Origin of the sequence: Sphingopyxis sp. JAI128, assembly GCF_014207235.1 — a bacterium.
Classification (GTDB): Bacteria; Pseudomonadota; Alphaproteobacteria; order Sphingomonadales; family Sphingomonadaceae; genus Sphingopyxis.
Genome location: NZ_JACHDA010000002.1, coordinates 591,129 through 613,617, shown reverse-complemented (window position 1 = coordinate 613,617; position 22,489 = coordinate 591,129). Strand labels below are relative to the sequence as shown.

General features: G+C 64.2%; 21 protein-coding genes. 11 read left to right on the top strand and 10 right to left on the bottom strand.

Annotation, left to right across the window (positions count from 1 at the left end; translation table 11 throughout):
• Position 1: 1 nt before the first annotated feature.
• Positions 2 to 1,435 (bottom strand): aldehyde dehydrogenase family protein, encoded by a 1,434-nt coding sequence (locus HDC35_RS06950; protein WP_184644992.1) that lies wholly within the window; start codon positions 1,433 to 1,435, stop codon positions 2 to 4.
• Between the two features lie 136 nt (positions 1,436 to 1,571).
• Complete coding sequence (locus HDC35_RS06945) at positions 1,572 to 3,218, bottom strand: acetolactate synthase large subunit (protein ID WP_184644990.1); 1,647 nt, start codon at positions 3,216 to 3,218, stop codon at positions 1,572 to 1,574.
• A gap of 579 nt (positions 3,219 to 3,797) precedes the next feature.
• On the opposite strand from HDC35_RS06945, the gene HDC35_RS06940 reads away from it, so the two are divergent.
• The 3 genes from HDC35_RS06940 (at position 3,798) to HDC35_RS06930 (ending at position 5,276) form a co-directional block, all read left to right on the top strand.
• The gene (locus tag HDC35_RS06940) at positions 3,798 to 4,085 is read left to right on the top strand and encodes a type II toxin-antitoxin system RelE/ParE family toxin (RefSeq protein ID WP_184644988.1); all 288 of its coding nucleotides are present in this window, start codon (positions 3,798 to 3,800) and stop codon (positions 4,083 to 4,085) included.
• A complete protein-coding gene (locus HDC35_RS06935; RefSeq protein ID WP_184644986.1) occupies positions 4,085 to 4,384 on the top strand; it encodes a HigA family addiction module antitoxin in 300 nt (99 codons plus the stop codon). Before HDC35_RS06940 ends, HDC35_RS06935 begins: the two co-directional genes overlap by 1 nt.
• Positions 4,385 to 4,721: 337 nt before the next feature.
• Positions 4,722 to 5,276: a hypothetical protein gene (locus HDC35_RS06930; RefSeq protein WP_184644984.1), complete on the top strand. Its 555-nt coding sequence runs from the start codon at positions 4,722 to 4,724 to the stop codon at positions 5,274 to 5,276.
• Positions 5,277 to 5,450: 174 nt separating this feature from the next.
• Here the strand turns inward: HDC35_RS06930 and cobT are convergent, their stop codons facing one another.
• Positions 5,451 to 7,274 carry a cobaltochelatase subunit CobT gene (gene cobT, locus HDC35_RS06925; RefSeq protein ID WP_184644982.1) on the bottom strand — a complete coding sequence of 608 codons (1,824 nt, stop codon included), beginning with the start codon at positions 7,272 to 7,274 and terminating at the stop codon, positions 5,451 to 5,453.
• 200 nt (positions 7,275 to 7,474) lie between these two features.
• Between cobT and HDC35_RS06920 the strand changes: the two genes are divergently transcribed.
• Together HDC35_RS06920 and HDC35_RS19590 are read left to right on the top strand one after the other, a co-directional pair.
• Positions 7,475 to 8,671, top strand: coding sequence for an MFS transporter (locus HDC35_RS06920; protein ID WP_221438138.1), 1,197 nt, complete (start codon positions 7,475 to 7,477; stop codon positions 8,669 to 8,671).
• Positions 8,668 to 8,799 (top strand): hypothetical protein, encoded by a 132-nt coding sequence (locus tag HDC35_RS19590; protein ID WP_260397584.1) that lies wholly within the window; start codon positions 8,668 to 8,670, stop codon positions 8,797 to 8,799. Before HDC35_RS06920 ends, HDC35_RS19590 begins: the two co-directional genes overlap by 4 nt.
• A 4-nt stretch (positions 8,800 to 8,803) precedes the next feature.
• Here the strand turns inward: HDC35_RS19590 and HDC35_RS06915 are convergent, their stop codons facing one another.
• From HDC35_RS06915 to HDC35_RS06900, 4 genes are all read right to left on the bottom strand, one after another.
• Positions 8,804 to 10,003: an alpha/beta hydrolase gene (locus HDC35_RS06915; RefSeq protein WP_184644978.1), complete on the bottom strand. Its 1,200-nt coding sequence runs from the start codon at positions 10,001 to 10,003 to the stop codon at positions 8,804 to 8,806.
• A complete protein-coding gene (gene cobS, locus HDC35_RS06910; RefSeq protein ID WP_184644976.1) occupies positions 10,000 to 10,989 on the bottom strand; it encodes a cobaltochelatase subunit CobS in 990 nt (329 codons plus the stop codon). Before cobS ends, HDC35_RS06915 begins: the two co-directional genes overlap by 4 nt.
• Positions 10,990 to 11,092: 103 nt before the next feature.
• Positions 11,093 to 11,530 carry an ester cyclase gene (locus HDC35_RS06905; protein WP_184644974.1) on the bottom strand — a complete coding sequence of 146 codons (438 nt, stop codon included), beginning with the start codon at positions 11,528 to 11,530 and terminating at the stop codon, positions 11,093 to 11,095.
• Positions 11,531 to 11,540: 10 nt separating this feature from the next.
• On the bottom strand, positions 11,541 to 12,134 hold the full coding sequence (locus HDC35_RS06900; RefSeq protein ID WP_184644972.1) for a J domain-containing protein: 594 nt from the start codon (positions 12,132 to 12,134) through the stop codon (positions 11,541 to 11,543).
• Between the two features lie 77 nt (positions 12,135 to 12,211).
• Here HDC35_RS06900 and HDC35_RS06895 point away from each other — a divergent pair, with 77 nt between their 5' ends.
• Genes HDC35_RS06895 through HDC35_RS06885 form a run of 3 tightly spaced genes read left to right on the top strand, consistent with a single transcriptional unit; the run spans position 12,212 to position 13,745 of the window.
• On the top strand, positions 12,212 to 12,490 hold the full coding sequence (locus tag HDC35_RS06895) for a BolA family protein (RefSeq protein ID WP_409437934.1): 279 nt from the start codon (positions 12,212 to 12,214) through the stop codon (positions 12,488 to 12,490).
• The gene (locus HDC35_RS06890) at positions 12,487 to 12,861 is read left to right on the top strand and encodes a cupin domain-containing protein (protein ID WP_184644966.1); all 375 of its coding nucleotides are present in this window, start codon (positions 12,487 to 12,489) and stop codon (positions 12,859 to 12,861) included. Before HDC35_RS06895 ends, HDC35_RS06890 begins: the two co-directional genes overlap by 4 nt.
• Entirely contained in the window at positions 12,861 to 13,745 is an 885-nt protein-coding gene (locus HDC35_RS06885) for a pirin family protein (RefSeq protein WP_184644964.1), read from the top strand. Before HDC35_RS06890 ends, HDC35_RS06885 begins: the two co-directional genes overlap by 1 nt.
• Before the next feature lie 399 nt (positions 13,746 to 14,144).
• Here HDC35_RS06885 and HDC35_RS06880 read toward each other — a convergent pair whose 3' ends face one another.
• Both HDC35_RS06880 and HDC35_RS06875 read right to left on the bottom strand, forming a co-directional pair.
• Positions 14,145 to 15,032, bottom strand: a complete 888-nt coding sequence (locus HDC35_RS06880; RefSeq protein WP_184644963.1) for a helix-turn-helix domain-containing protein — start codon at positions 15,030 to 15,032, stop codon at positions 14,145 to 14,147.
• A 96-nt stretch (positions 15,033 to 15,128) separates the two neighbouring features.
• Positions 15,129 to 16,949, bottom strand: coding sequence for a DUF885 family protein (locus tag HDC35_RS06875; protein WP_184644961.1), 1,821 nt, complete (start codon positions 16,947 to 16,949; stop codon positions 15,129 to 15,131).
• A gap of 83 nt (positions 16,950 to 17,032) precedes the next feature.
• Between HDC35_RS06875 and HDC35_RS06870 the strand changes: the two genes are divergently transcribed.
• The 3 genes from HDC35_RS06870 to HDC35_RS06860 all read left to right on the top strand — a co-directional run bounded on the left by HDC35_RS06870 (position 17,033) and on the right by HDC35_RS06860 (position 21,887).
• Positions 17,033 to 18,103, top strand: a complete 1,071-nt coding sequence (locus HDC35_RS06870) for a quinone-dependent dihydroorotate dehydrogenase (protein WP_184644959.1) — start codon at positions 17,033 to 17,035, stop codon at positions 18,101 to 18,103.
• 234 nt (positions 18,104 to 18,337) lie between these two features.
• Positions 18,338 to 20,029 (top strand): gamma-glutamyltransferase, encoded by a 1,692-nt coding sequence (gene ggt / locus HDC35_RS06865; protein WP_184644957.1) that lies wholly within the window; start codon positions 18,338 to 18,340, stop codon positions 20,027 to 20,029.
• Positions 20,030 to 20,081: 52 nt separating this feature from the next.
• Complete coding sequence (locus tag HDC35_RS06860) at positions 20,082 to 21,887, top strand: long-chain fatty acid--CoA ligase (RefSeq protein WP_184644955.1); 1,806 nt, start codon at positions 20,082 to 20,084, stop codon at positions 21,885 to 21,887.
• Between the two features lie 117 nt (positions 21,888 to 22,004).
• Here the strand turns inward: HDC35_RS06860 and HDC35_RS06855 are convergent, their stop codons facing one another.
• Positions 22,005 to 22,451, bottom strand: a complete 447-nt coding sequence (locus HDC35_RS06855) for a hypothetical protein (RefSeq protein WP_184644953.1) — start codon at positions 22,449 to 22,451, stop codon at positions 22,005 to 22,007.
• Positions 22,452 to 22,489: the final 38 nt, after the last annotated feature.

The following is a 22,489-nucleotide window of genomic DNA, read 5'->3' as shown; positions in this document are numbered from 1 at the left end:
ATCAGGTTCGCCGGATCACCAAATTCCTGATTTCGCTCATATCTTCCATCGCGAAGCGCACGCCTTCGCGGCCGAGGCCGCTGTCCTTCACCCCGCCATAGGGCATATTGTCGACGCGGTAGGAAGAGACGTCGTTGACGACGATGCCGCCGACGTCGAGATCGTCCCACGCCTCCAGTATCTTGTGGATATCGCGGGTGAAGATGCCGGCCTGCAGCCCGAACTTGCTGTCGTTGACCTCGGCCATCGCCTCGTCCCATTCGCTGAACTTCGACAGGACGACGACCGGGCCGAAGGCTTCCTCGACCACGACATCGGTATCGCGCGGGACATTTTCGAGCAACGCCGCCTCGAGCATATTGCCATCGCAGCCGCCGCCCGCGAGCAGCGTCGCGCCCGCGGCAACCGCGCCGTCGATCCAGCCCTTGAGCCGCTGCGCTTCCTTCTCCGAAATCATCGGGCCGATGAAGGTATCGCGCAGCTTCGGATCGCCCGATTTCAGCGTCTTGACCTTCGCAGTGAGCATATCGCGGAACTTGTCATAGATATCCGCGTGAATGATCGCGCGCTGGACGTGGATGCAGCTTTGCCCCGACTGATAATATCCGCCGAAGATGATCCGCGCGAGCGCATGATCCAAGTCGGCATCCTTGTCGACGATCACCGCGGCATTGCCGCCGAGTTCGAGCACGACCTTCTTCTTGCCCGCTTTGGCCTTCAGCTCCCAGCCGACGCCGGGCGAGCCGGTGAAGCTCAATAATTTCAGCCGCTCGTCGGTCGTGAACAGGTCGGCGCCCGCGCGGCTTGCCGGCAATATGCTGAATGCGCCTTCGGGCAGGATATCGCACTCGGCGAGCACCTCGCCCATGATGATCGCGCCGAGCGGCGTCAGCGACGCGGGCTTCATCACAAAGGGGCAACCCATTGCGATGGCCGGCGCGATCTTGTGCGCGGCGAGGTTGAGCGGGAAGTTGAACGGCGAGATGAAACTGCACGGGCCGATCGGCACGCGCTTCCACATCCCCATATAGCCCTTGGCGCGCGCCGAAATGTCGAGCGGCTGCACCTCGCCATAATTGCGGGTGGCTTCCTCGGCGGCGATGCGGAACGTATCGATCAGGCGCGTGACCTCGCCCTCGCTGTCGGCGATCGGCTTGCCCGCCTCGACGCACAGCGCATAAGCCAGTTCGTCGAACCGCTCCTGGAACCGGGCGACGCAATGGCTGAGCACGTCGCGCTTCTCGAAACTCGCCAGCTTTGCCATCGGCTCGGCGGCACGGACGGCGCCGGCGATCGCCTCGTCGATGACGTCGGGGGTCGCCAGCGCGGTGCGGAACGCGACTTCGCCCGTGAACTTGTCGATCACCTCGAGGTCGGTGTTCGGCTGCACCGCCTTGTTGTTGAGATAGAGCGGGTAGACGTCTTTGAGTTTCATATCATTCTCCCCCCTCCCGCTTGCGGGAGGGGTTTGGGTGTTTGTGCACGGGGGGTGCGGTTGCCCACCCCGCTGCGACTAGCGAGCATGCTCGCAAGCCTCGCTGCCCCTCGCGCAGGCGGGAGGGGAGCCGGAATCAGAGCTCCTTCGACAGCCTCTTGATATCGTTGTTCAAAATCTGGTCGTTCTCCGAATAATCGACCGGGCAGTCGATCAAATGCACCCCCGGCGTATCGCGCGTGTGCGCAAGCAATTCCTTGAGGTGCGCCGCGCTTTCGACGCGGTGGCCGTGCGCGCCATAGCTTGCGGCATATTTGACGAAATCGGGGTTGCCATACGTCAGGCCCCAATCCTTGAAGCCCATATTCGCCTGTTTCCAGCGGATCATGCCATAGCTGTTGTCGTTGAGGATCAGCACGGTGAGGTTGAGGCCAAGGCGCACCGCGGTCTCCATCTCCTGGCTGTTCATCATGAAACCGCCGTCGCCGCAAATCGCCATGACCTTGCGGTTCGGATACAGCATCGCCGACATCATCGCGCTCGGCAGCCCCGCGCCCATCGTCGCGAGCGCATTGTCGAGCAGCACCGTGTTCGGCTTGCAGGCGGTATAGCCGCGCGCGAACCAGATTTTGTAGACGCCATTGTCGAGGCAGATGATGCCGTCGTCGGGCATCGCGTCGCGCACCGACTGCACCAGATGCGGCGGGAAGATCGGGAAACGCTCGTCCTTCGCCAGCGGCGCGGTATGCTCGACCTCGGCCTTGCGATAGGCGAGCAGATGATCGAATTTCCAGCCGCCGTTGGGGACGATGTCCTCCTTCATCTGCCACACCGCGTTGGCGATATCGCCGATCACCTCGATATCGGGGAAATAGACGGGATCGACCTCGGCGGTCTTGGTCGAGACATGAATGACGGTGGGCCCGCCGCGCTGCATGAAAAAGGGCGGCTTTTCGATCACGTCGTGGCCAAGGTTGACGATACAGTCCGATGCCTCGACCGCGCGATGGACGAAATCGCCCGAAGACAGCGCCGCGCAGCCGAGGAATTTCGGGTGCCGCTCGTCGATCACGCCCTTGCCGAGTTGCGTCGTCAGAAAGGGAATCCCCGTCTTTTCGATGAATTGCAGCAACATGCGGCTGGTCATCGTACGGTTCGCGCCCGCGCCGATGACGAGCACCGGCGAGGTCGCATTTTCGAGCGCCTTCACCGCTTCGCGGATCGATTTGCTGTCGGCGTTCGGACGGCGTGAATGGCTGCGCTTCAGCGGCAGGCTGTCGGTATGTTCGTCGGCGATATCCTCGGGCAGCTCGATATGCACCGCGCCGGGCTTTTCCTCTTCGGCGAGGCGGAAGGCCTCGCGCACGCGGCTCGGGATATTGTCCGACGACGCCATCTGGTGCGTATATTTGGTGATCGGCCCCATCATCGCGACGACGTCGAGGATCTGGAAGCGGCCCTGTTTCGATTTCTTGATCGGCTTTTGCCCGGTGATCATCATCATCGGCATGCCGCCAAGCTGCGCATAGGCCGCCGCGGTGACGAAATTGGTCGCGCCGGGGCCAAGCGTCGCAAGACACACGCCGGTCTTGCCCGTATGCCGCCCATAGGTCGCGGCCATGAAGCCCGCCCCCTGTTCGTGGCGCGTCAGGATCAGCTTGATCTTGGTCGAGCGCGACAGGCTGTCGAGGAAATCGAGATTCTCCTCGCCCGGAACGCCGAATATATATTCGACGCCCTCTTCCTCCAGACATTCGATGAACAGGTCGGATGCTTTTTTCATGTGACAGTCGCCCCCTCAGCCACGCACCCCAGTGGTGCGGCCCCAGATCATGCCGGCGACCCTTCAGCATGTTGTCGTTGCAACGGCGCTCGTCGTCAGGCCGCGAGTCCCTGCTGCTTCAGACAGGATTTGTAACGAGCGGGGAGGGGGTTGTCACGCGGGGCGTCTTTGCCTGAATGTATGGAGATTTGCGCAGAGATCGCAGAGGGGAAAGGGATTTATCGAAAAGTTCGAAAAACTGCGCAATTTTACTTGGAATCGGCGTTGAGAGCGTCGTTCGCCGGCGCGTGCGGCGGCGCTTAAAGCGACAAAGGATACGCAGGCGCGCGCCGCAAATATCTTCTTTGTGGCGTTAAGCGAGTTCGGGTGCGGAGCCGTCGCTCGGGGGCGTCTGGTTCAGGAGACGGGGAGCGGCATGGCGCATGAGCCGAGGCTAGCGCGGGGCGATCGTGTAGGACAAGAGGTTTTCGACGGTGGAGGCGAGTTCAGAGCCGAAGTCGGCTATCACCGTAGCTCTGTAATTCGCGTCCATGTAAAGCGATACTTGACAAATTTCATGTAATGTGACACTTTCCATTCGTGGAGATCGAAAGCATCAGCCATAAAGCGCTGCGGCGGTTCGTCGAGACGGGCAAGCCGAAGGGCCTGTCGGGCGATCTGATCGATCGTCTCTCCAGGATGGTGAACTTCATCATCGCTGCAGAGACGATCGACGAACTCGGAACGCCGCCCAACTACGGCCTGCACCCCCTGACGGGGGACCGGGCCGGGACATGGGCAATGACCGTCACGCGCAACTGGCGGATGACATTCTCGATCGACGACCAGGGGGCGATTATCGACCTGGGTTTGGAGGATTATCACTGATGGCTATCAAGGTTCACCCCTCTTTCGCGATCCATGCCGGCGAGTGGCTGAAGACCGAGATCGTCGAAGCGCATGGCGTATCGATCAATGACGTGGCGGAGGCGTTCGGCGTCAGCCGCCAGTCGGTGAGCGCCGTACTCAATGGCCGCGCGGCGCTGACCGCCGATATGGCCATTCGTTTTGAGAAGGCCTTTGGCGTGAAGGCTGAGACGCTGCTGCGGATGCATTCGCGCTATGAACTCGCCAAGGCGAGAGAGCATGAAGCCGACCTCGTCGTGAAGCGGCTGATTGCTGCCTGAGCCTTGGCGGCGCGCGCAATTGCCTTGCTTCAAATCTTGGTATCGAATTCAGGGGCTGGGTAAAATGTCTCCGTAACTTCCAATTCCAGCGCGCAAGGACGTTGCTGGCGTGACGCGCGCGCGGTATGTGTCCGCGATGCAGTTCCCAATGTTTACTGACTTGGGCAGCCTCGCTGAGGACCTTGCGCGCAGAGGTGCAAATCCGAAAGTTAGGGCGGCGATCATGATGGCCTGGCGGGCTCAGTCATGCTTGGGAGACTTGAGGCAAGCCGAAGAGAGCGTCCGAGTCTTGCGGGCGACCACCGCTCAGCCGCGCCGAAGTGGCGATCCGGAACCTATGATCATCGAGCGAGCGCTAATGTCGGCTTCGATCATGCATTACGCGCGTGCGACGTCAACGAGCGGGCAAAAGGATGAGCGAGGTTCAATTCAGTTGGAGCGAAACCGGCTCACGTCCGAAGAATGGGAAGATCACTCAAAGATTATCGACGTGCGTAATCAAGCCCTAGCTCACGTCTATTCGGGTCGCACTGCTGGCGATCATACGTGGCATCGCGACATCTTTTTCGCCGTCGAAACTCCCAACGGCACATGGGCCGCTGCGTCGGCCTCGAACCAGACAAGTTACCATGAAGCGACATTAGGGCGGCTGGAGCGTATGCTGCCGATAGCGATCCGCGAAGTTAAGGCGAAGTTTCAAAAGCGAATTGCTGCCGTGTCCACGATGCTGAACCGAGAAATTGAGATCGCTCACTTCCGCAAACATGCCTTCGACCCATTGGCCATATTCGGCTCTGAAGAAACGGTGCGTGCGATAATCCAAGGGCGGCAGTTCGGAGAGACTTCCATTTGGGTCAACGAGCACACGCCTCGGGCGCCGAGCGGAACTTAGCACTACTTTGGCAGAAGTCTGATTTTAGGGATTCCCATTTGGGTTGATCGGTGATTCATAGCGAGCCGACGTTGGAATTACGGTGGAATTACGGTGACAGTTTACTTAACCCCCAAATATAATCCACAGGCAAGCATTCACAGCAATTCCGATACCCCGGCCACCGAAGCGCACTCAATCCACGTCGAACAATCCCGCCAATTGCTCGACCATCGTGCCGCCCAATTGCTCGGCATCCATGATCGTCACCGCGCGGCTGTAGTATCGCGTCACATCATGCCCGATTCCGATCGCGCACAGCTCGACTGGCGAGCGGTTTTCGATCCATTCGATGACCTGCCGCAGATGCTGGTCGAGATAGGCGCCGTGGTTGACCGACAAGGTGCTGTCGTCGACCGGCGCGCCGTCCGAAATCACCATCAATATCTTGCGTTCCTCGGGCCGGCCGATGATCCGCTGGTGCGCCCACATCAGCGCCTCGCCGTCGATATTCTCTTTCAACAGCCCTTCGCGCATCATCAGCCCCAGTGATTTGCGCGCGCGGCGATAGGGTTCGTCGGCGGGTTTGTAGATGATGTGGCGCAGGTCGTTGAGGCGGCCGGGGTGCGGCGGGCGTCCGGCGGCGAGCCAGTCCTCGCGGCTTTGCCCGCCCTTCCACGTCCGCGTGGTGAAACCCAGGATTTCGGTCTTCACACCGCAGCGTTCGAGCGTGCGCGCGAGGATGTCGGCGCTGATCGCGGCGATGCTGATCGGCCGGCCGCGCATCGATCCGCTGTTGTCGATGAGGAGGGTGACGACGGTATCGCGAAAGTCGGTGTCGCGTTCTACCTTGTACGACAACGAGCTGCCGGGCGAGACGATGACGCGCGCGAGCCGCGCGGCGTCGAGCTGGCCTTCCTCCTGGTCGAAATCCCACGCGCGGTTCTGCTGCGCCATCAACCGGCGCTGAAGCCGGTTCGCCAGCTTGGTCACGGCGCCCTGCAGATGCGTCATCTGCTGGTCGAGATAGGCGCGCAGTCGCGTCAGCTCGTCGGCGTCGCACAGCTCGGTCGCTGCGATAATCTCGTCATGCTTTTCGGTGAAACGCAGATAGTTGAAATCGGGAATGTCGCTCGGCAGGCGGTTGGGGCGCACCGGGAGCATGCCTTCATCGCCTTCGCCGCCCATTTCGGGCTCGCCGTCGGCTTCCATTTCCTGCGCGTCGGGGTCGCTGTCGCCGTCGTCGGCCTGGTCGCCCGCCATTTCGGCGCGCGCGTCGACCTGGCTCTCGCCGGCGCCGCCGTCTTCGCTTTCCTGCTCTTCCTGACTCTCTTCGGTTTCGCTTTCGTCCTGCTCGCCGCCGTCCTCGCTGCCCTCCTCGAGCGGCTCGTCGCTCTGGATCAGGTCGAGGTGGCGGAGCGCGAGTTTGGCGGTTTCGGCGAAGGCGGCCTGGTCGTCGAGCAGCATCGACAATGCGGTGAGGTCGCCGCCCGCCTCGTTGGTGATCCATTCGCGCACCAGCGACAGGCCGGTCTCGGTACCTTGCGGCGCCTGTTCGCCGGTCAGCGCCTCGCGCAACATCAATTCGAGCGCGCTCGACATCGGGACATCGGCCCGATCCTGCGCGCGGCTGATCGGGTCCGAGCGCATCCGCATCGCAAGACTGGCGCGAAGGTTGCCGCGCATGCCGTCCATATGGCGCGCGCCGAGCGCCTCGATCCGCGCGCGCTCCATCGCGTCGAACGCGGCGGCGGCGAGCGGTTCGGCGGGGCGTGCCGCAGCGTGCAGTTTTTCGCTGTGATGCTTCATGCGCAGCGCATAGCTGTCGGCAAATCCGCGCGCTTCGGCGACCTGATCGGCGGGCAGCGTGCGCGACGGCGTGGGCACCTTGATCGCCTTGCCGATCTGGGCCGGGGCGTCGGCGGTAAAGCCGACCTCGACCTCGGCATCGCGGGTTACCGCGCGCGCGACGCTCGACAGCGCAGCCTTGAAATCGTCGAGGGGAGATTGGGCGGTCATCGAGTCGGCTCTAACCAGCTTTGGGTGTCGAAGAAATCCCTTTCATCGTCACCCCGGACTTGATCCGGGGTCCATTTTGCCGGCGAAGCCATGAACCCCGGGTCAAGTCCGGGGTGACGAAGAGGGAATGAATGCGGCCATAGCTAAGCTCGCTTGACCTTGCACGAGTGCGGGCGCATCCGCGATGCATGGTCTCCCCCATGAAACGCCCGTGGATTGTCATCGCCTGCGCGGCCTTCATCGTCACGCTGGCGATGGGCGTGCGCCAGTCGTTCGGGTTGTTCCTGCCGCAGATGAGCGCCGACATCGGCATCAGCCGCTCCGATTTCGGCCTCGCGATGGCGCTCCAGAACCTGCTGTTCGGGCTCGTCCAGCCGTTCGTCGGCGCGCTGGCCGACAAGCATGGCGCCGGGCGCGTCGTGCTCGGCGGGGCGCTGCTCTATGCGCTCGGGCTGATCGGTGCGGCGTTCGCGACCGATGCGATCGGGCTCCATATCAGCTTCGGCATCTTCATCGGCATGGCGCAGTCGGCGACGACCTTCGTTGTCGTGCTCGGCGCGGTCGGGCGCGTCGTCAGCCCTGAAAAGCGCAGCAGCGCCTTCGGCATCGTCACCGCGGGCGGATCGCTCGGCCAATTTCTTGTCGTACCGCTGGCGTCGATGCTGCTGCGCGACATCGGCTATCACGAAACGCTGTGGATCATGGCGGGGCTCGTCGCGCTGTGCGGCCTGCTCGCGATCGGCGTGGCGGGGCGCACCGACAGCGGCGCGAGCCTGACCCTGGAGGTCGAGCAGACCGCGCGCGAGGCGCTGCGTGAGGCCGCCGTCCACCGCGGTTACTGGCTGCTCAATGCGGGCTTTTTCGTTTGCGGTTTCCATATCGCCTTCATCGCGACGCATCTGCCCGCCTACCTCGACGACAAGGGGCTGGGGATCGAGATCGGGGCGCAGGTGCTCGCCCTCGTCGGGCTGTTCAACATCCTCGGTTCGTACGTTTTCGGGCGGGCAGGCGATCTGCTGCGCCAGAAATATGTGCTGTCGGCGCTCTACACCGCGCGTTCGGCGGTGATCGCGCTCTTTCTTTTCCTGCCGCTGACCCATTGGACCGCGCTTGCCTTTGCCGGCGCGATGGGGTTCCTGTGGCTCGGAACCGTGCCGCTCACCAGCGGCATCGTCGGGCGCATCTTCGGCATCCGCTATCTCTCGATGCTCTACGGTGTCGTGTTCCTCAGCCATCAGCTCGGCAGCTTTTTCGGCGCCTATACCGCCGGGCTGATCTTCGATGCGACGGGCAGCTATAATATCGCGTGGGGATTCTCGATCGCGCTCGGCCTGTTCGCGGGGCTCGTCCACCTGCCGATCGCCGACGCGCCGGTCAGCCGGCCCCAACGGGCATGAAGGTCGCGCGGCAGGACTGGATTGCGCTGGCGCTGTTCGGGCTGGTCGCGGCAGGCGGCCTCTGGCTCTGGACGGGTGAGGGGCTGGTGGTCTGGCTTGCCAATTTCGCCATCATGTGCGGTTTCTAGCGACTCACCGCGGCTCTTCCACTTCGGGCGTCCGCTGACAGATTGAATCGTCGCCGTCCTTCGGCACCGCGGGATCGGGCATCAGGCGGAACACATGCGCCCACTCGGTCGCGACCCGCTCGGGGCGTGTGCGTCTGTTCGCGACCACGTCGATGAAATCGCGGCACGCCACTGCGCTGCGCAGGAAATTGCTGTGACCCGTCGGTCCGCGCGATACGTCGGTGGTGTCGACGACCGTGAGGCCGGGGCGCGACGCGGGATAGCAACGTTCGGGCAGCCCTTTGGCTTTCAGATCCGCGGCCTCGAACGGGTCGAAACAATAGGGCGAGCCAAGCCGCGGATAGCCGTGGATCGCGCGCGAAGCGGCAAGCGCCTTGTCGGCGCGCGAGGTGTAAATCGTGATCCGCCGGTCGTTGGCGACACGCCGCGCCGACAGCACCTCGTCCTCGATGTCGCGTTCAAAGGTTTCGCGGTCGATGTCGGGCGAGGCAAGGATGATGTTCGAGATATTGCTGCTGTCGGCGTTGCTCGACGTGCGATCGACATAGGAAATCGCCGGTATCACCAGCCGCGCGCCGAGCGAGTGCGAGACGACGACGATCTCCTTGACCCACGGCTGTTCGGCCAGCGACTGCAGGAAGTCGCGGAAATTGCGGACGTCGTGATACATGTTCGTTTCGTCGACGACATAGCTCAAAAGCTTGCCCTGCGACGGCCAGCTATATTCGACGATCGGTCCGTCGAAACCGGTCATGCGCGCGATCTGCGCCGCATCATTCGACGTGGTCGAGAAATTCTCGCGGTAACCGTGAACATAGAGCAATACGCGCCCCTGCTTGCGGTCGGTTTCGGCCTGCAACGCCCGCCACCAGTCGGCGGACGTCTGGAAGGCAAGCGGCGGCAGGAAGCGCGTCTTCTTGCCGACGACGACCTCGCGCGGCGCGTTGAAGCGGCCATAGCGGATGCGGTCGCCGCGGTGGGGGAGCAATTCGATCTCGCTGGTGCGGCAGTCGGGCAAGCGGCTCGTTGCAAAGAAATAGGGCAGTGCCTCGCCATCGACGACGGCCCCCGGCTGCGCGGCGCAACGCGGGTCGGCGACATAATCGGCGTGGCGTATCTTGCCATAATCGACCGCCGCGATGCTGCAGCCGGAAAGCGTCAGCGCGGCGCCGAACGCCACCGTCAGGTGGCGCAGCCGCATCATTTGCCGGTCACGCTTTCGGGCAAATCCTCGCCGAACACGCGCTGATAATATTCGGCGACGATCATTCGCTCGGCCTCGTCGCACTTGTTGAGGAAGCTCAAACGGAACGCGAAGCCGATATTGTTGAAGATCGCGGTGTTCTGCGCCCAGCTGATCACCGTGCGCGGCGACATCACGGTCGAGATGTCGCCGTTTATGAAGCCCTGCCGCGTCAAATCCGCAACCTTCACCATATTGGCAACCGTCGTGTCGTCGGTGTCGGGCACCTTGGCGAGGATGATCGCGCTTTCGGTCGCCGCGGGCAGATAGTTCAGCGTGACGACGATGTTCCAGCGGTCCATCTGGCCCTGGTTGATCTGCTGCGTGCCGTGATACAGCCCGCTCGTGTCGCCCAGCCCGACGGTGTTCGCGGTCGAGAAGAGGCGGAAGTGCGGGTTCGGGCGGATCACGCGGTTCTGGTCGAGCAGGGTCAGCTTGCCCTCGGTTTCCAGCACGCGCTGGATCACGAACATCACATCGGGACGCCCGGCGTCATATTCGTCGAAAACGAGCGCGGTCGGGGTCTGCAGCGCCCAGGGGAGCAGGCCTTCGCGAAATTCGGTGACCTGCTGGCCGTCGCGCAGCACGATCGCGTCGCGGCCGACCAGGTCGATACGGCTGATATGCGCGTCGAGGTTGACGCGGATGCACGGCCATTTGAGGCGGGCGGCAACCTGTTCGATATGCGTCGACTTGCCCGTGCCGTGATAGCCCTGCACCATCACGCGGCGGTTATATTTGAAGCCGGCGAGGATCGCGAGCGTCGTGTCGCCGTCGAAGACATAAGCAGGGTCGAGGTCGGGGACGCGCTCGTCGGCCTCGCTGAACGCCGGCACCTTCATGTCGATATCGACCCCGAAGACCTCGCGCGCATCGACCTCGGTATCGGGCGCTGCCAGCAGCGTCGAGCCGTGGTGGTCGGGAAGGCTGTTCGGGATATCGGTCATGGCAAAGTCCAGCAAGCAAACGGGGAGAGTCGCCGCGCGGCGGCGCTTCGCCGTCGCGGTATCGTCATGGGTTGCGGCTTGCAACGCCTTTCGTGGCGATATTCTAAAGGAGGCCCAGCGCCTTCATCACCGCCGACTGGTCGTAATAGGGGCGTTCGCAGACGATCTTGTCGCCGCCCGGCGCGAATTCGAAGCTCGCGGCCATCCGAATGCGGAACGCCTTGCCCGTCGGCTCGATCGTGCGCAGGCCGAGCTTGAGCGGCCCCAGATGCGTGCCGGTCAGCCAGAATTCGACGAGCACCGTATTCGTGCCCGCGTCGGCGGCGATCGCGATAACCTCGTTCGACTGGTCGGGAAAGGGCTCGCGCGACGACGCGAAATAGGAGCGGACTGCCGCCTCGCCATCGAAGATCGTGCCGGGGCCCATCAGTTCGTAGCGCGGATGGTCGAAGGTCGCGAGAACGCCGTCCCAGTCGCGCGTGATCTCGAGCGCCATGTGGCGGCGCACCACCGCGATCCGTGCTTCGTTCAGGTCGCTCATTGCGCCTCTCCTATGCGAACGCCTTGCTCTTCCTCAGCAATTGATAGGCTTCGACTACCGCACCCAGCCTTGTTTCGAAACTGCGATCGCCGCCATTCCGGTCGGGATGATATTTGCGGACGAGTTCGCTGTAGCGCCGGCGCAGCGCCGCGCGGTCGGCATCGGCGGGCAACGCCATCAACTGCATCGCGTCCTGCTCCTCGCGCGACAGGCCGGGGGTCGCCGCCTCGCGCCGCGCCGCATCCATCCGCTGGCGAAAGCGCGCGCCAAGCGCATCCATCGGGTCCTTGAAATCGGCCCAGCGCGGCGGCAGGTCGGCGCTGCCCGCGGGGCGGAAGGTGCGGCTTTCGGTTTCCCATCCGGCGGTCGGCGATTGCGCCGCCATGATCTGGTCGGCGCTCATTCCCTCGAAGAAATTATAGCCCGCGTTGAATTCGCGCACATGGTCGAGGCACAGCCAGCGGTACGGCGGCGGCCCGTCGGGCGATCGGTGCGAAGAGACCGGCGCGCGAAATTCGCCCGCCTCGCGGCAGCCGGGCGCGGCGCAGCGCTCCTCGCGCGGGACGCGGCCATGAAATCGGGATGGGCGGGCAGAGGACGGCACGAGGGGCTTTCGGAATCGAGAGTGGAGAGCTTTGGAAGGCCTTATAATTTGGCGACGAAAGGCTTATGGTCAAGTCCATGAGCAACAAAGGCCCCGTACAGCAAGAGATGGAAAGCCTGCTCGCCGCAGCCTTTCCCGACGCGAATTTCACCCTCAGCAACGACAGCGCCAGCCATCATGGCCATGCGGGCGACGACGGATCGGGCGAATCGCATTTCAGCCTGACCATCGAGTGGGCGGGCTTTGCCGGCATGAACCGCGTCGCGCGCCAGCGGACGGTGAACAAGGCGCTCGGCGACCTGCCGGGCCAGCGCGTTCACGCGCTGGCGATCAAGGCCATGGCGCCGGGCGAATGACGATGGCCGACAAGGTCAATCTCGCCGACGCCTTCTCGAAAATCCCCGATGCCTGGAACCCGCGCGTCGCGGGCGACATCAATGATTTCCAGGTCAAGCTGGTCAAGCTCGACGGCAAGTTCGACTGGCATCATCATGTACAGGAGGATGAACTCTTCCTCGTCGTCGCCGGCCGGATGAAGATGGCGTTTCGCGACCGCGACGTGATCGTCGAGCCCGGCGAATTCATCATCGTGCCGCACGGCGTCGAACATTGTCCCGAGGCGCTGGACGGCGAATGCCATGTCCTGCTGCTCGAACCCGGTTCGACGCTCAACACCGGCAATGTCGAAACCGGAAAGACCCGAAAGACGCTGGAAAGGCTCGACTGATGTTCACCGTCATCACTCCCTCGACCCACGATATCGGCGCGTTCGACGTGCGCCGCACGCTGCCGAACAAGGCCCGCACGATGGTCGGCCCCTTCATCTTCGTCGATCAGTTCGGCCCCGCGCATTTCGATATCGGGCAGGGCATGGACGTTCGCCCGCACCCCCATATCAACCTGTCGACGGTCACCTATTTGTTCGAGGGCGCGATCGACCATCGCGACAGCCTCGGCACCTGCGCGACGATCCGACCCGGCGCGTGCAACCTGATGACCGCGGGACGCGGCATCGTCCATTCGGAGCGCACGCCGCAGGCCGAACGTGCGACGGGATCGGGCATTTCGGGCATGCAGACCTGGCTTGCGCTCCCCGATGGCAAGGAAGAGATCGACGCGGCGTTCGAACATGTCCCGGCCGACCGATTGCCGCTCGTCGAGGATGGCAGTGTGTCGGCGCGCGTGATCATGGGCAGCTTGTGGGGCGCGACCGCGCCGACCACGCAGCACAGCGCGACCATCTACGCCGACATTTTGATGAATGCCGGGGCGGCCTTGCCGATCGATGCCGAGGCCGACGAACGCGCGCTACTGGTGGCGATCGGAGACGCGACCCTCGATGGCGAAGCGCTCGACCGCTACAGCCTCTATATCCTGAAACCCGGACAGGCGATGACGCTCCGCGCAACCAGCGACGCGCGTGTGATGCTGCTCGGCGGCGAAGCGTTCACGACCCCGCGCCATGTCTGGTGGAATTTCGTGAGCTCCTCGCGCGACCGCATCAACGAAGCGAAGCAGGAATGGAAGGACCGCAAATTCCCGCTCGTCCCCGGCGACAGCGAGGAATTCATCCCGATCCCCGAAGTGCCCAAGACGGTGAGCTATCCGTGAGCGGCTGCTGACCGCCGGTCGTTGCCATTGGTCCTCCCGGTGGCGGAGCCATGGGGAGGTGGCAGCGCAAAGCGCTGACGGAGGGGCCGACGGCGCGAGGTCGCGGCCCCTCCACCACCGCTGCGCGGCGGTCCCGCTGGCGCCAAGCGCCGTCTGCGACTCCCCATCGCTACGCGGCAGGGAGGATATTCTTCCTCGTCATCGTCTGGCATCCATGCCCAAGCCGACGTCCGGTACGCAAAAAAAGGCACCCATCCGGCCGGGGCCAAATGAGTGCCAAGATGAAGGTCTCAAGTCCTCGTCAGAGGATGAGCTCTTCTGGGTCGCAGGGGGGGATTATGCCCCCGCGGCGATTCGCGATTGGATGGAAACGCCAAATCGACGGGACAGTAATTAGGGTCAGGTCTCGGAGACGAGCGGGCTGACCTTGCCGGCAAGCTGCTTGCGGCCCTTGGTCGTCGCCTCGGTATAGGTCGTCGGCTTGCCGAGCTGGCCGGGCGTTGCGCCGGCAAAGCGTTTGATCTCGCGGATCAGGTGCGATTGGTCGTAAAAGGCATCTCCGAGCTGCGCCGAGTCCAGCCCTTCGCCGCGGGCGAGCGCCGACGCCGCGCGCACGGCGCGATATTTGCGTGCCAGCATTCGTGGCGACAGGCCGTAATAATGTTTCGTCATCCGTTCGACCGAGCGGATCGACATACCCGTCGCCTCGACCAGTTCGGGCACTTGCGGCGAGGGCGATGCGGTCAGCCAGCCGTCGACGGTGCGGATGAACCACATCGGGGCGGGTTCGTTGCGCTTGAGCACCTCGCGCGCGAAATTATTGCCGATGACAAGCATCTCCTCGACGCTGGCGGCTTTTTCCAGCGCGGCGGCGACCTCCTCGATCCACGGGCCGAACAGGTCGGCGGCATCCATCGCGCGATCGGTGAGCTTGTCGGCGTCGTCGCCCATCAGCGCCGCCCAGCCGGCGGGCAGCATGCCGAACCCGAACATCTGCGTCGGACAGTTGCTGATCGCGCGCACGCGGCCGCTAGTCGGTCCGACGATATTGGACCGGCATACGTTCGAGCTGTGGCCGTCGGCAAAGATATATTCGCCGTCGGCAGCGGTCACGAAGCGGAATTGCGGGCGGTCCGCGCGCTCATATTCGTCGAATCGCGGCATGTTGACGCGCGCGAAGTAAAAACTCGACACCATTTCCGCCAGGTCGGCTTCGGGCGGAAAATAATGAAGCTCGAACGGCGTAACGCCGTCCCCGCCCGACGGCGAAGAGTTTGCTTGCGACATGGACCCAGACCCCCGACAGCCTTTCCCCGGCTGCCTTCTTATCGGGAAATCATTTGCCTTTCGGACGCGCGCGTCAAGCGCCAATCATCAATTTTCTTAACCCTTCTGCGCGGCGATCCAGCTGTCGACGCGGCGTTCCAAAATGTCGAGCGGCACCGGCCCCGTTTCGAGAACGACATCGTGGAAGCTGCGGAAATCGAATTTGTCGCCGAGCGCCGTCTGCGCGCGGCCGCGCAGTTCCATGATCTTGAGCTTGCCGATCAGATAAGCGGTCGCCTGCCCGGGGTAGACGATATAGCGCTCGATCGCCTTTTCGATGTCGCCGTCGGGATTCGGCGTATTGTCCTTCAGATACTGGATTGCCCGTTCGCGGCTCCAGCGCTTGTCGTGGATGCCGGTGTCGACGACGAGCCGGCACGCGCGCCACAGCTCCATGCCGAGGCGACCGAAATCGCTGTAGGGATCGGTATAGAAGCCCATGTCCTTGCCGAGTTCCTCGGTATAGAGGCCCCAGCCTTCGGTGTAGGCGGTGAAGCCGCCGAAGCGGCGGAAGGGCGGCAATCCGGTGAGTTCGGTCTGCACCGCGCGCTGGAGGTGGTGCCCCGGCACGCCCTCATGATAGGCGAGCGCCTCGAGCTCGGTCTTCGACATGTCGCGAAGGTCGTAGAGGTTCACATAATAAATGCCGGGGCGCGACCCGTCGGGCGAGGGCGACGAATAAAAGGCCTTGCCCGCCGATTTCTCGCGAAACGCCTCGACCGCCTTCACTTGTAGATGCGCCTTGGGCAGCGTGTTGAAAAAGGCGGGCAGGCGCGCCTCCATCGCCTTCACCTTGGCGTCGACGTCGGCCAGATACGCCTCACGGGTCGTATAATAATATTGCGGGCTCGTGCGCAGATGCTCGAAAAATTGCTGAAGCGTGCCCTTGAAGCCGACCTTCGCCATGATCGCCTTCATCTCGCCGTGGATGCGCGCGACTTCGGCGAGGCCGAGGTCGTGAATCTCGGCCGCGGTCATGTCGGTCGTCGTGTAATTGGCGAGCAGCGCTTCATAATAGGCCTTGCCGTCCGGCAGGCGCCAGATGCCGTCCTCGGTCGGCGCGCTCGTCTGCTGGCGCTGCATTTCGGCAAGCAAGCGGCCATAGGCGGGGCCCGCGCTTTCCGCCCATGCGGTCTTGGCCGACGCGATCAGGCGGGTCTTTTCGGCCGGATCGATGGCCAGCTTGCCGACCTTCGCGCCGATATCCTCGATCACCGCATTGTCGGGGCCCTGCAAGTTGCCGATGTCGGAAATGACATAGGCATAGACCCATTTGGGCGGCTGGATGCCATTGGCCGCGCGTTCCGCCGACTGCGCCGACAGGGCATCGAGCACGGGGCCCAGCCCGCGGATACGCGCGATATAGGCCTCGGCTTCGGCGATGTCGGCGACGCGGTGGATGTTGATGAGAAAGGCGGGCATCTGGCTCTGCGCGCCGTTCATCTGGTCGAAGATATAGCCATGTTTGCGGAAGGGGAACAATCGGTCGGCGCGCGCCGCCTGCGTGTTGAACAATTCGAACGACAGCGCTTCGTCGGGGGTCAGTTCCGCCGGGTCATAGCTCCCGCGCATCGCCGCGGCCGTCGCCTGCAGCAGCTTGTGGCTCGCGACTTCGGTTTCGTCCGACACATCGCGCCATTTCCCGTAATCGCCGTCGCGAATCCCGCGCCGCGCCTTGGTTTCGGGCGACAGCGACAATTGCGCGGCGTCGTAATTGTCGAAGAATTGCGCCAAGTTCGCCCCCGCGGGCGCCGCCTCGGGGGCTGGCGCCGCAGCCACGGTCGCGGGCGCGTCCTGCACGGCGGCCGGCGCGCAGCCCGCGGCGGCGAGAAGGACGATCCCGGTGGACAGGCGGGCGAGGATGCGAAGGTGCGACACGATTTTCTCCCGGATTTTCCGACGGCTTTTGCTGACCGGCCGGGGCTTGCCATAGCGCTTCGGCGCGCGCAATGGCGTGGGGCATGTCGCTCTTCGCTTCCCTGACCGACGCCGCCTATGCGCTCGTCCGCCCGATCGTCCACGCCACCGATGGCGAGGCGGCGCACAATCTGACGCTGAGCGCGCTCGAACCGCTGCCGCGCGCGCGCCAAGCGCTGACCAGCCCGATCCTCGCGACCGAACTCGCCGGTATACGCTTTCCCAACCCCGTCGGGCTCGCGCCCGGCTTCGACAAGGATGCGCGCGTCGCCGCGGTGATGCCGCGTTTCGGTTTCGGCTTCGTCGAGGTGGGGACGCTGACGCCGCTGCCGCAGGAGGGCAATCCGCGCCCGCGCCTGTTCCGGCTGGTCGAGGACGGAGCGGTGATCAACCGGATGGGATTCAACAACGGCGGACAGGCCGCGGCGGCCGAACGCATCGCGCGGCTGCGCGCGTGCGGCATCGCGGTGCCGCTGGGCATCAACATCGGCGCCAACAAGGACAGCGCCGACCGCATCGCCGATTATGCGAAGGGCACCGCGGCGATGGCGCCGCTCGCCGATTATCTGACGGTCAATATCAGTTCGCCCAATACCCCGGGGCTGCGCGCGCTGCAGGACAAGGGCGCGCTCGAGGCATTGCTCGACGGCGTCGCCGCGGCACAGCCGGCGGGCGCCGCCAAACCCGTGTTTCTGAAGGTCGCGCCCGACCTCGAACCCGCCGACATCGACGATATCGTCGCGGTGGCGATGGGCAAGGGGCTCGCGGCGGTCATCGTGTCGAACACGACGATCGTGCGGCCCGCGCTCGCGTCGCGCCACGCCGCCGAAGCCGGCGGTCTCTCGGGCGCGCCGCTCGCCCGACTCGCGCTCCAGCGGGTCCGCGATTTCCATGGCGCAAGCGGCGGGAAATTGCCGTTGATCGCCGCCGGCGGGATCGCATCGGCCGAACAGGCGTGGGACCGGATTCGCGCGGGCGCCAGTCTGGTCCAGCTCTATTCGGCGATGGTCTATGCCGGGCCCGGGCTGGCGGCGCGGATCGCGCGCGGGCTGGAGGATCTTGCGGTGCGCGACGGCTTCACGCGCGTCGCCGACGCGGTGGGGACGGCGCAGTAACAATCCTCCCTCTGGCCGCAGGCCAGGGGGAAGGGGACCGTTCGCGAGGCGAATGGTGGAGGGGCCTGCAACGTCGGCGCAATCGCCCCCCGTCGGCGGCTGCGCCAGGGGCGTAATTTACCCCGGGCGCCTGCAACGCCGTCAAAGGGCCGCTGCCACCTCCCCACCGCTGCGCGACAGCGAGGAACAGGGACGGGGTTGCACCAACTCCTCCCCCGCGCCAATGTCGCGCGCATGACCAAGAGATTCCTCGCCGCTTTCGCCCTTTTCCTGACGGCTTTCCCCTCGCTCGCTGCGGCGCAGGGCGTGACCTCTTCGGCGGATTCGCGCGCGACCGAGGCGGGGCGCGAGATTTTGCATCAGGGCGGAACCGCCGCCGACGCCGCCGTGGCGATGGTGGCGGTGCTGACGCTGGTCGAACCGCAATCGAGCGGGATCGGCGGCGGCGGCCTCATGGTCTATCACCACGCCGCCGATGGCAGCATTTCGACGATCGATGGCCGCGAGACGGCACCGGCGGCGGCCAAGCCCGATCGCTTCCTTGGCGCCGACGGCAAACCGCGCCCCTATATGGATGTCATTCCCGGCGGCCTTTCGGTCGGGGTGCCGGGCAATATGCGCCTCATGGAAATGGCGCAAAAAAAATGGGGCAAGCTCGAATGGAAGGCGCTGTTCCAGCCGGCGATCAAGCTGGCCGAGGAAGGGTTTGAAGTCACCCCGGCGCTCTACGGCTGGCTCAGCCGGTTCGAACCGACGTGGAAGGATTTTCCCGCCGCGCGCGCAATCTATTATATCGACGGAAAACCCGCGCCGGTCGGCACGCGCCTCAAGAATCCCGCCTATGCCGCGCTGCTCCGCGACATCGCGGCGCGCGGACCCGATGCTTTCTACAGCGGCGCGAACGCCCGCGCGATCAGCGATGCGGTCGCAAAATCGCCGCGCAACGCGGCAGTGCTGACGGCGAACGACCTCGCCGCCTACAAGGCGAAGGAACGCCCGGCGGTCTGCACGACCTATCGTATCTACAAGGTTTGCGGCATGGGGCCGCCCTCGTCGGGCGCGACCACCGTTTTCGGCATCCTCGGCATGATCGAGGGGTGGGACATGAAAGCGATGGGCAAGGACAATCCGATGAGCTGGCACCTGCTCGCCGAAGCGATGCAGCTCAGCTACGCCGACCGCGCCGCCTATCTCGGCGACGCCGACTTCGTCGACGTCCCCGTGCAGGGTCTGCTCGACAAGACCTATCTCGGCCAGCGCCGCCAGCTCATCTCGCCCTATCGCGCCGCGGGCCGCTACGAACCCGGCACCCCGCCGGGCGCCAAGCCGCGCGCGGCGGCACCGCCGGTGCCCGAACTGGGGACCACCCATTTCGTCGTCGCCGACCGGACGGGCAATGTCGTCTCGATGACCTCGACCGTCGAAAGCATCTTCGGCAGCCATTTGATCGCGAACGGCTATTTCCTGAACAACGAACTGACCGATTTCGACCATGCACCCACGATGGACGGCGTCCCGACCGCGAACCGGGTTCAGGCGGGCAAGCGGCCGCTATCCTCCATGTCGCCGACGATCGTTTACGGTCCCGATGGCAAGGTCGTGCTCGCGGTCGGCTCGGCGGGCGGCAAGCGCATCATCATGCACGTGACCAAGGTGCTGGTCGGTGTGCTCGACTGGGGTCTCGATGCCCAATCGGCGATGGAGCTTCCCAATCTGTTTTTCGGCCGCGACGGCGTGATTATCGAGGATAATGATGCGGGCAAGGCGATTGCCGCGAAGATGAAACCCTTTGGCTACAGCATCACGCCGACCGATCTCGGGTCGAAACTCAACGCGATCGAACGCGTCGGCGAAGGCTGGCGGGGCGCGGCCGACCCGCGGGGGCCCGGCACCTCGGCCGTGGATGGCGCGCCGCCGCAGGGCTAAACCGGTAACGACGACGAAAAGAGACAATGAACACTCCCTGGAGAGAGGCAGAATGAAGCTCGAAAACCCCCATCTCGACCAGTTCCCAAGTCTGGTCGCGATGTTCTTCGACCGCGCGGGGCGGGGCGGCGAGGATCCCTTCCTGTGGCGCAAGGCCGACCGTGCCTGGCAGCCGCTGAGCTGGCGGCAGGTCGCGAACCAGGTCGCGGCGCTCGCACATAATCTGCGCGAACTGGGGCTCAGGGAAGGCGACCGGGTGGTGCTGGTCAGCGAGAACAGGCCCGAATGGTGCATCGCCGACCTTGGCATCATGGCCGCGGGCTGCATTACCGTTCCGACCTATACGACCAATACCGAACGCGACCATCAGCATATCCTCGACAACAGCGGCGCAAAGGCGGTGATCGTGTCGAGCGCGAAGCTTGCGCGGACGCTGATGCCCGCGGTCATGCGGTCCGACGCGCATATCGTCATCACGATGGAAAGCCTGCGCGTCGGTCAGCAGGGCGAGGTGTCGGTGCACGACTGGGCGCCACTGGTCGAGGGCGGCGAGGCTTATGTCGAGGAAACCAAGGCGCGCGGGCTGGGGGTCAAGCGCGAGGACACCGCCTGCCTCATCTACACCAGCGGCACCGGCGGCGCGCCGCGCGGCGTGATGCAGCATCATGGCGCGATCCTGCACAATGCGGCGGGCGCGGCCGAAGTGCTGGTCAACGATTTCGGCATCGGCGACGAAGAGGTGTTCCTGTCGTTCCTGCCCTTGAGCCACGCCTATGAACATTCCGGTGGCCAGTTCCTGCCGATCATGGTCGGCGCGCAAATCTATTACAGCGAGGGGCTCGAAAAGCTCGTTTCGAACATCGAAGAGACGCGCCCGACGATCATGGTCGTCGTGCCGCGCCTGTTCGAGGTGATCCGCGCGCGCATGATCAAGTCGGTCGAAAAACAGGGCAAGATCGCGAACTGGATGCTGAACCAGGCGCTGCGCGTCGGCGAAAAGGACTATGAACGCCGCATGGGGCTGCTCGACCGGCCGGTCGATCTGATCCTCGACAAATTGTTCCGGCCCAAGATCGGCAAGCGCTTCGGCGGCCGGATGAAGGCGCTGGTGTCGGGCGGCGCGCCGCTCAATCCCGAAATCGGGGTCTTCTTTCACTCGATCGGGCTCACCCTGCTGCAAGGCTATGGTCAGACCGAGGCGGGGCCGGTGATCAGCTGCAACCGCCCGAGCGCGGGGATCAAGATGGACACCGTCGGCCCGCCGCTGATGAACACCGAGGTGAAGATCGCCGACGACGGCGAGATTCTCGTTCGCGGCGAACTCGTCATGAAGGGGTATTGGCGCAACCAGGCCGAGACGGAGCGGGTGCTTGTCGACGGTTGGCTCCACACGGGCGACATCGGACATATCGACGAGGCGGGCCGCATCGTCATCACCGACCGCAAAAAGGATCTGATCGTCAACGACAAGGGCGACAATGTCTCGCCGCAGCGCGTCGAGGGCATGCTGACGCTCCAGCCCGAAATCCTGCAGGCGATGGTCTATGGCGACAAGCGCCCGCACCTCGTCGGCATTCTCGTCCCCGATCCCGAATGGACGGCCGAATGGGCCGAGGCCGAAGGACTGCCCAAGGAGCTCAAGCTGCTCCGCGAGCATGAGAAATTCCGTGCCGCGATCCGCGCCGCGGTCGACCGCGTCAACGGCCAGCTATCGGTGATCGAGAAGGTGCGCAAATTCGATTTCGCCGACGAAGCCTTCACCATCGAAAATGAGCAGATGACGCCCTCGATGAAGATCCGGCGGCATATCCTGAAACAGGTTTATGCGGACAAGATCGCGGCGCTGTACAAGGCCTGACTCAAATTCCGTTCGGGTCGAACGGGATCCGATAGTGACTGCATTTCTATGGCAGGCGGGGTTGCGACCCGAAGAGCTCGGCGCAAACCGGTCCCCGCCTGCGGCTGAACCGGTGGTTCAGCCTTTGTCCCCCGCCGGTTTGCGATAGGGGACAAATTCGCCAAACACGCACGTCGGGCCGCGGATTCCGCTCGACCGGTCGACAAGGTGAAAGAAATCGCCGCTGCACGTCGACGATCCGAATTGCCGCACGACCATGATGTCGCTGTCGCGGGCGAGGCCCGGGCAACTGCTCTTCAGGTCGTTGCGATAAACAAGGTTGCCGCCCGAACGATAGAGCAGGATGCTGTCGGACACGCGGATCATATCGGTGCTGCGATAGCTGGGCAGGCATTTGATCGGTTCGCCGGGGACCTTGCCGGCGAGCTGCTTGTCGAGCCGTTCGGCCTGTTTGGGGGTGAGTGCGGCTGCACCCGGTTCGGCCGAGCCGGACGGCGCGCAGCTGACCACCAGTGGCGCGGCCGCGATCAGCAGCGCGCCCCCCATCAGGTTCAGCTTGACCATGAAAATGCTCCTTGAGTCGGATCGGGATAGCAAAGGCG

Coding starts and splice junctions, on each gene's coding strand:
- HDC35_RS06950 (WP_184644992.1), bottom strand. CDS start 1,435: ATGAAACTCAAAGACGTCTACCCGCTCTATCTCAACAACAAGGCGGTG.
- HDC35_RS06945 (WP_184644990.1), bottom strand. CDS start 3,218: ATGAAAAAAGCATCCGACCTGTTCATCGAATGTCTGGAGGAAGAGGGC.
- HDC35_RS06935 (WP_184644986.1), top strand. CDS start 4,085: ATGGCTATCAAGGTTCACCCCTCTTTCGCGATCCATGCCGGCGAGTGG.
- HDC35_RS06930 (WP_184644984.1), top strand. CDS start 4,722: ATGATCATCGAGCGAGCGCTAATGTCGGCTTCGATCATGCATTACGCG.
- cobT (WP_184644982.1), bottom strand. CDS start 7,274: ATGACCGCCCAATCTCCCCTCGACGATTTCAAGGCTGCGCTGTCGAGC.
- HDC35_RS06920 (WP_221438138.1), top strand. CDS start 7,475: ATGAAACGCCCGTGGATTGTCATCGCCTGCGCGGCCTTCATCGTCACG.
- HDC35_RS19590 (WP_260397584.1), top strand. CDS start 8,668: ATGAAGGTCGCGCGGCAGGACTGGATTGCGCTGGCGCTGTTCGGGCTG.
- HDC35_RS06915 (WP_184644978.1), bottom strand. CDS start 10,003: ATGATGCGGCTGCGCCACCTGACGGTGGCGTTCGGCGCCGCGCTGACG.
- cobS (WP_184644976.1), bottom strand. CDS start 10,989: ATGACCGATATCCCGAACAGCCTTCCCGACCACCACGGCTCGACGCTG.
- HDC35_RS06905 (WP_184644974.1), bottom strand. CDS start 11,530: ATGAGCGACCTGAACGAAGCACGGATCGCGGTGGTGCGCCGCCACATG.
- HDC35_RS06895 (WP_409437934.1), top strand. CDS start 12,212: ATGAGCAACAAAGGCCCCGTACAGCAAGAGATGGAAAGCCTGCTCGCC.
- HDC35_RS06890 (WP_184644966.1), top strand. CDS start 12,487: ATGACGATGGCCGACAAGGTCAATCTCGCCGACGCCTTCTCGAAAATC.
- HDC35_RS06885 (WP_184644964.1), top strand. CDS start 12,861: ATGTTCACCGTCATCACTCCCTCGACCCACGATATCGGCGCGTTCGAC.
- HDC35_RS06880 (WP_184644963.1), bottom strand. CDS start 15,032: ATGTCGCAAGCAAACTCTTCGCCGTCGGGCGGGGACGGCGTTACGCCG.
- HDC35_RS06870 (WP_184644959.1), top strand. CDS start 17,033: ATGTCGCTCTTCGCTTCCCTGACCGACGCCGCCTATGCGCTCGTCCGC.
- ggt (WP_184644957.1), top strand. CDS start 18,338: ATGACCAAGAGATTCCTCGCCGCTTTCGCCCTTTTCCTGACGGCTTTC.
- HDC35_RS06860 (WP_184644955.1), top strand. CDS start 20,082: ATGAAGCTCGAAAACCCCCATCTCGACCAGTTCCCAAGTCTGGTCGCG.
- HDC35_RS06855 (WP_184644953.1), bottom strand. CDS start 22,451: ATGGTCAAGCTGAACCTGATGGGGGGCGCGCTGCTGATCGCGGCCGCG.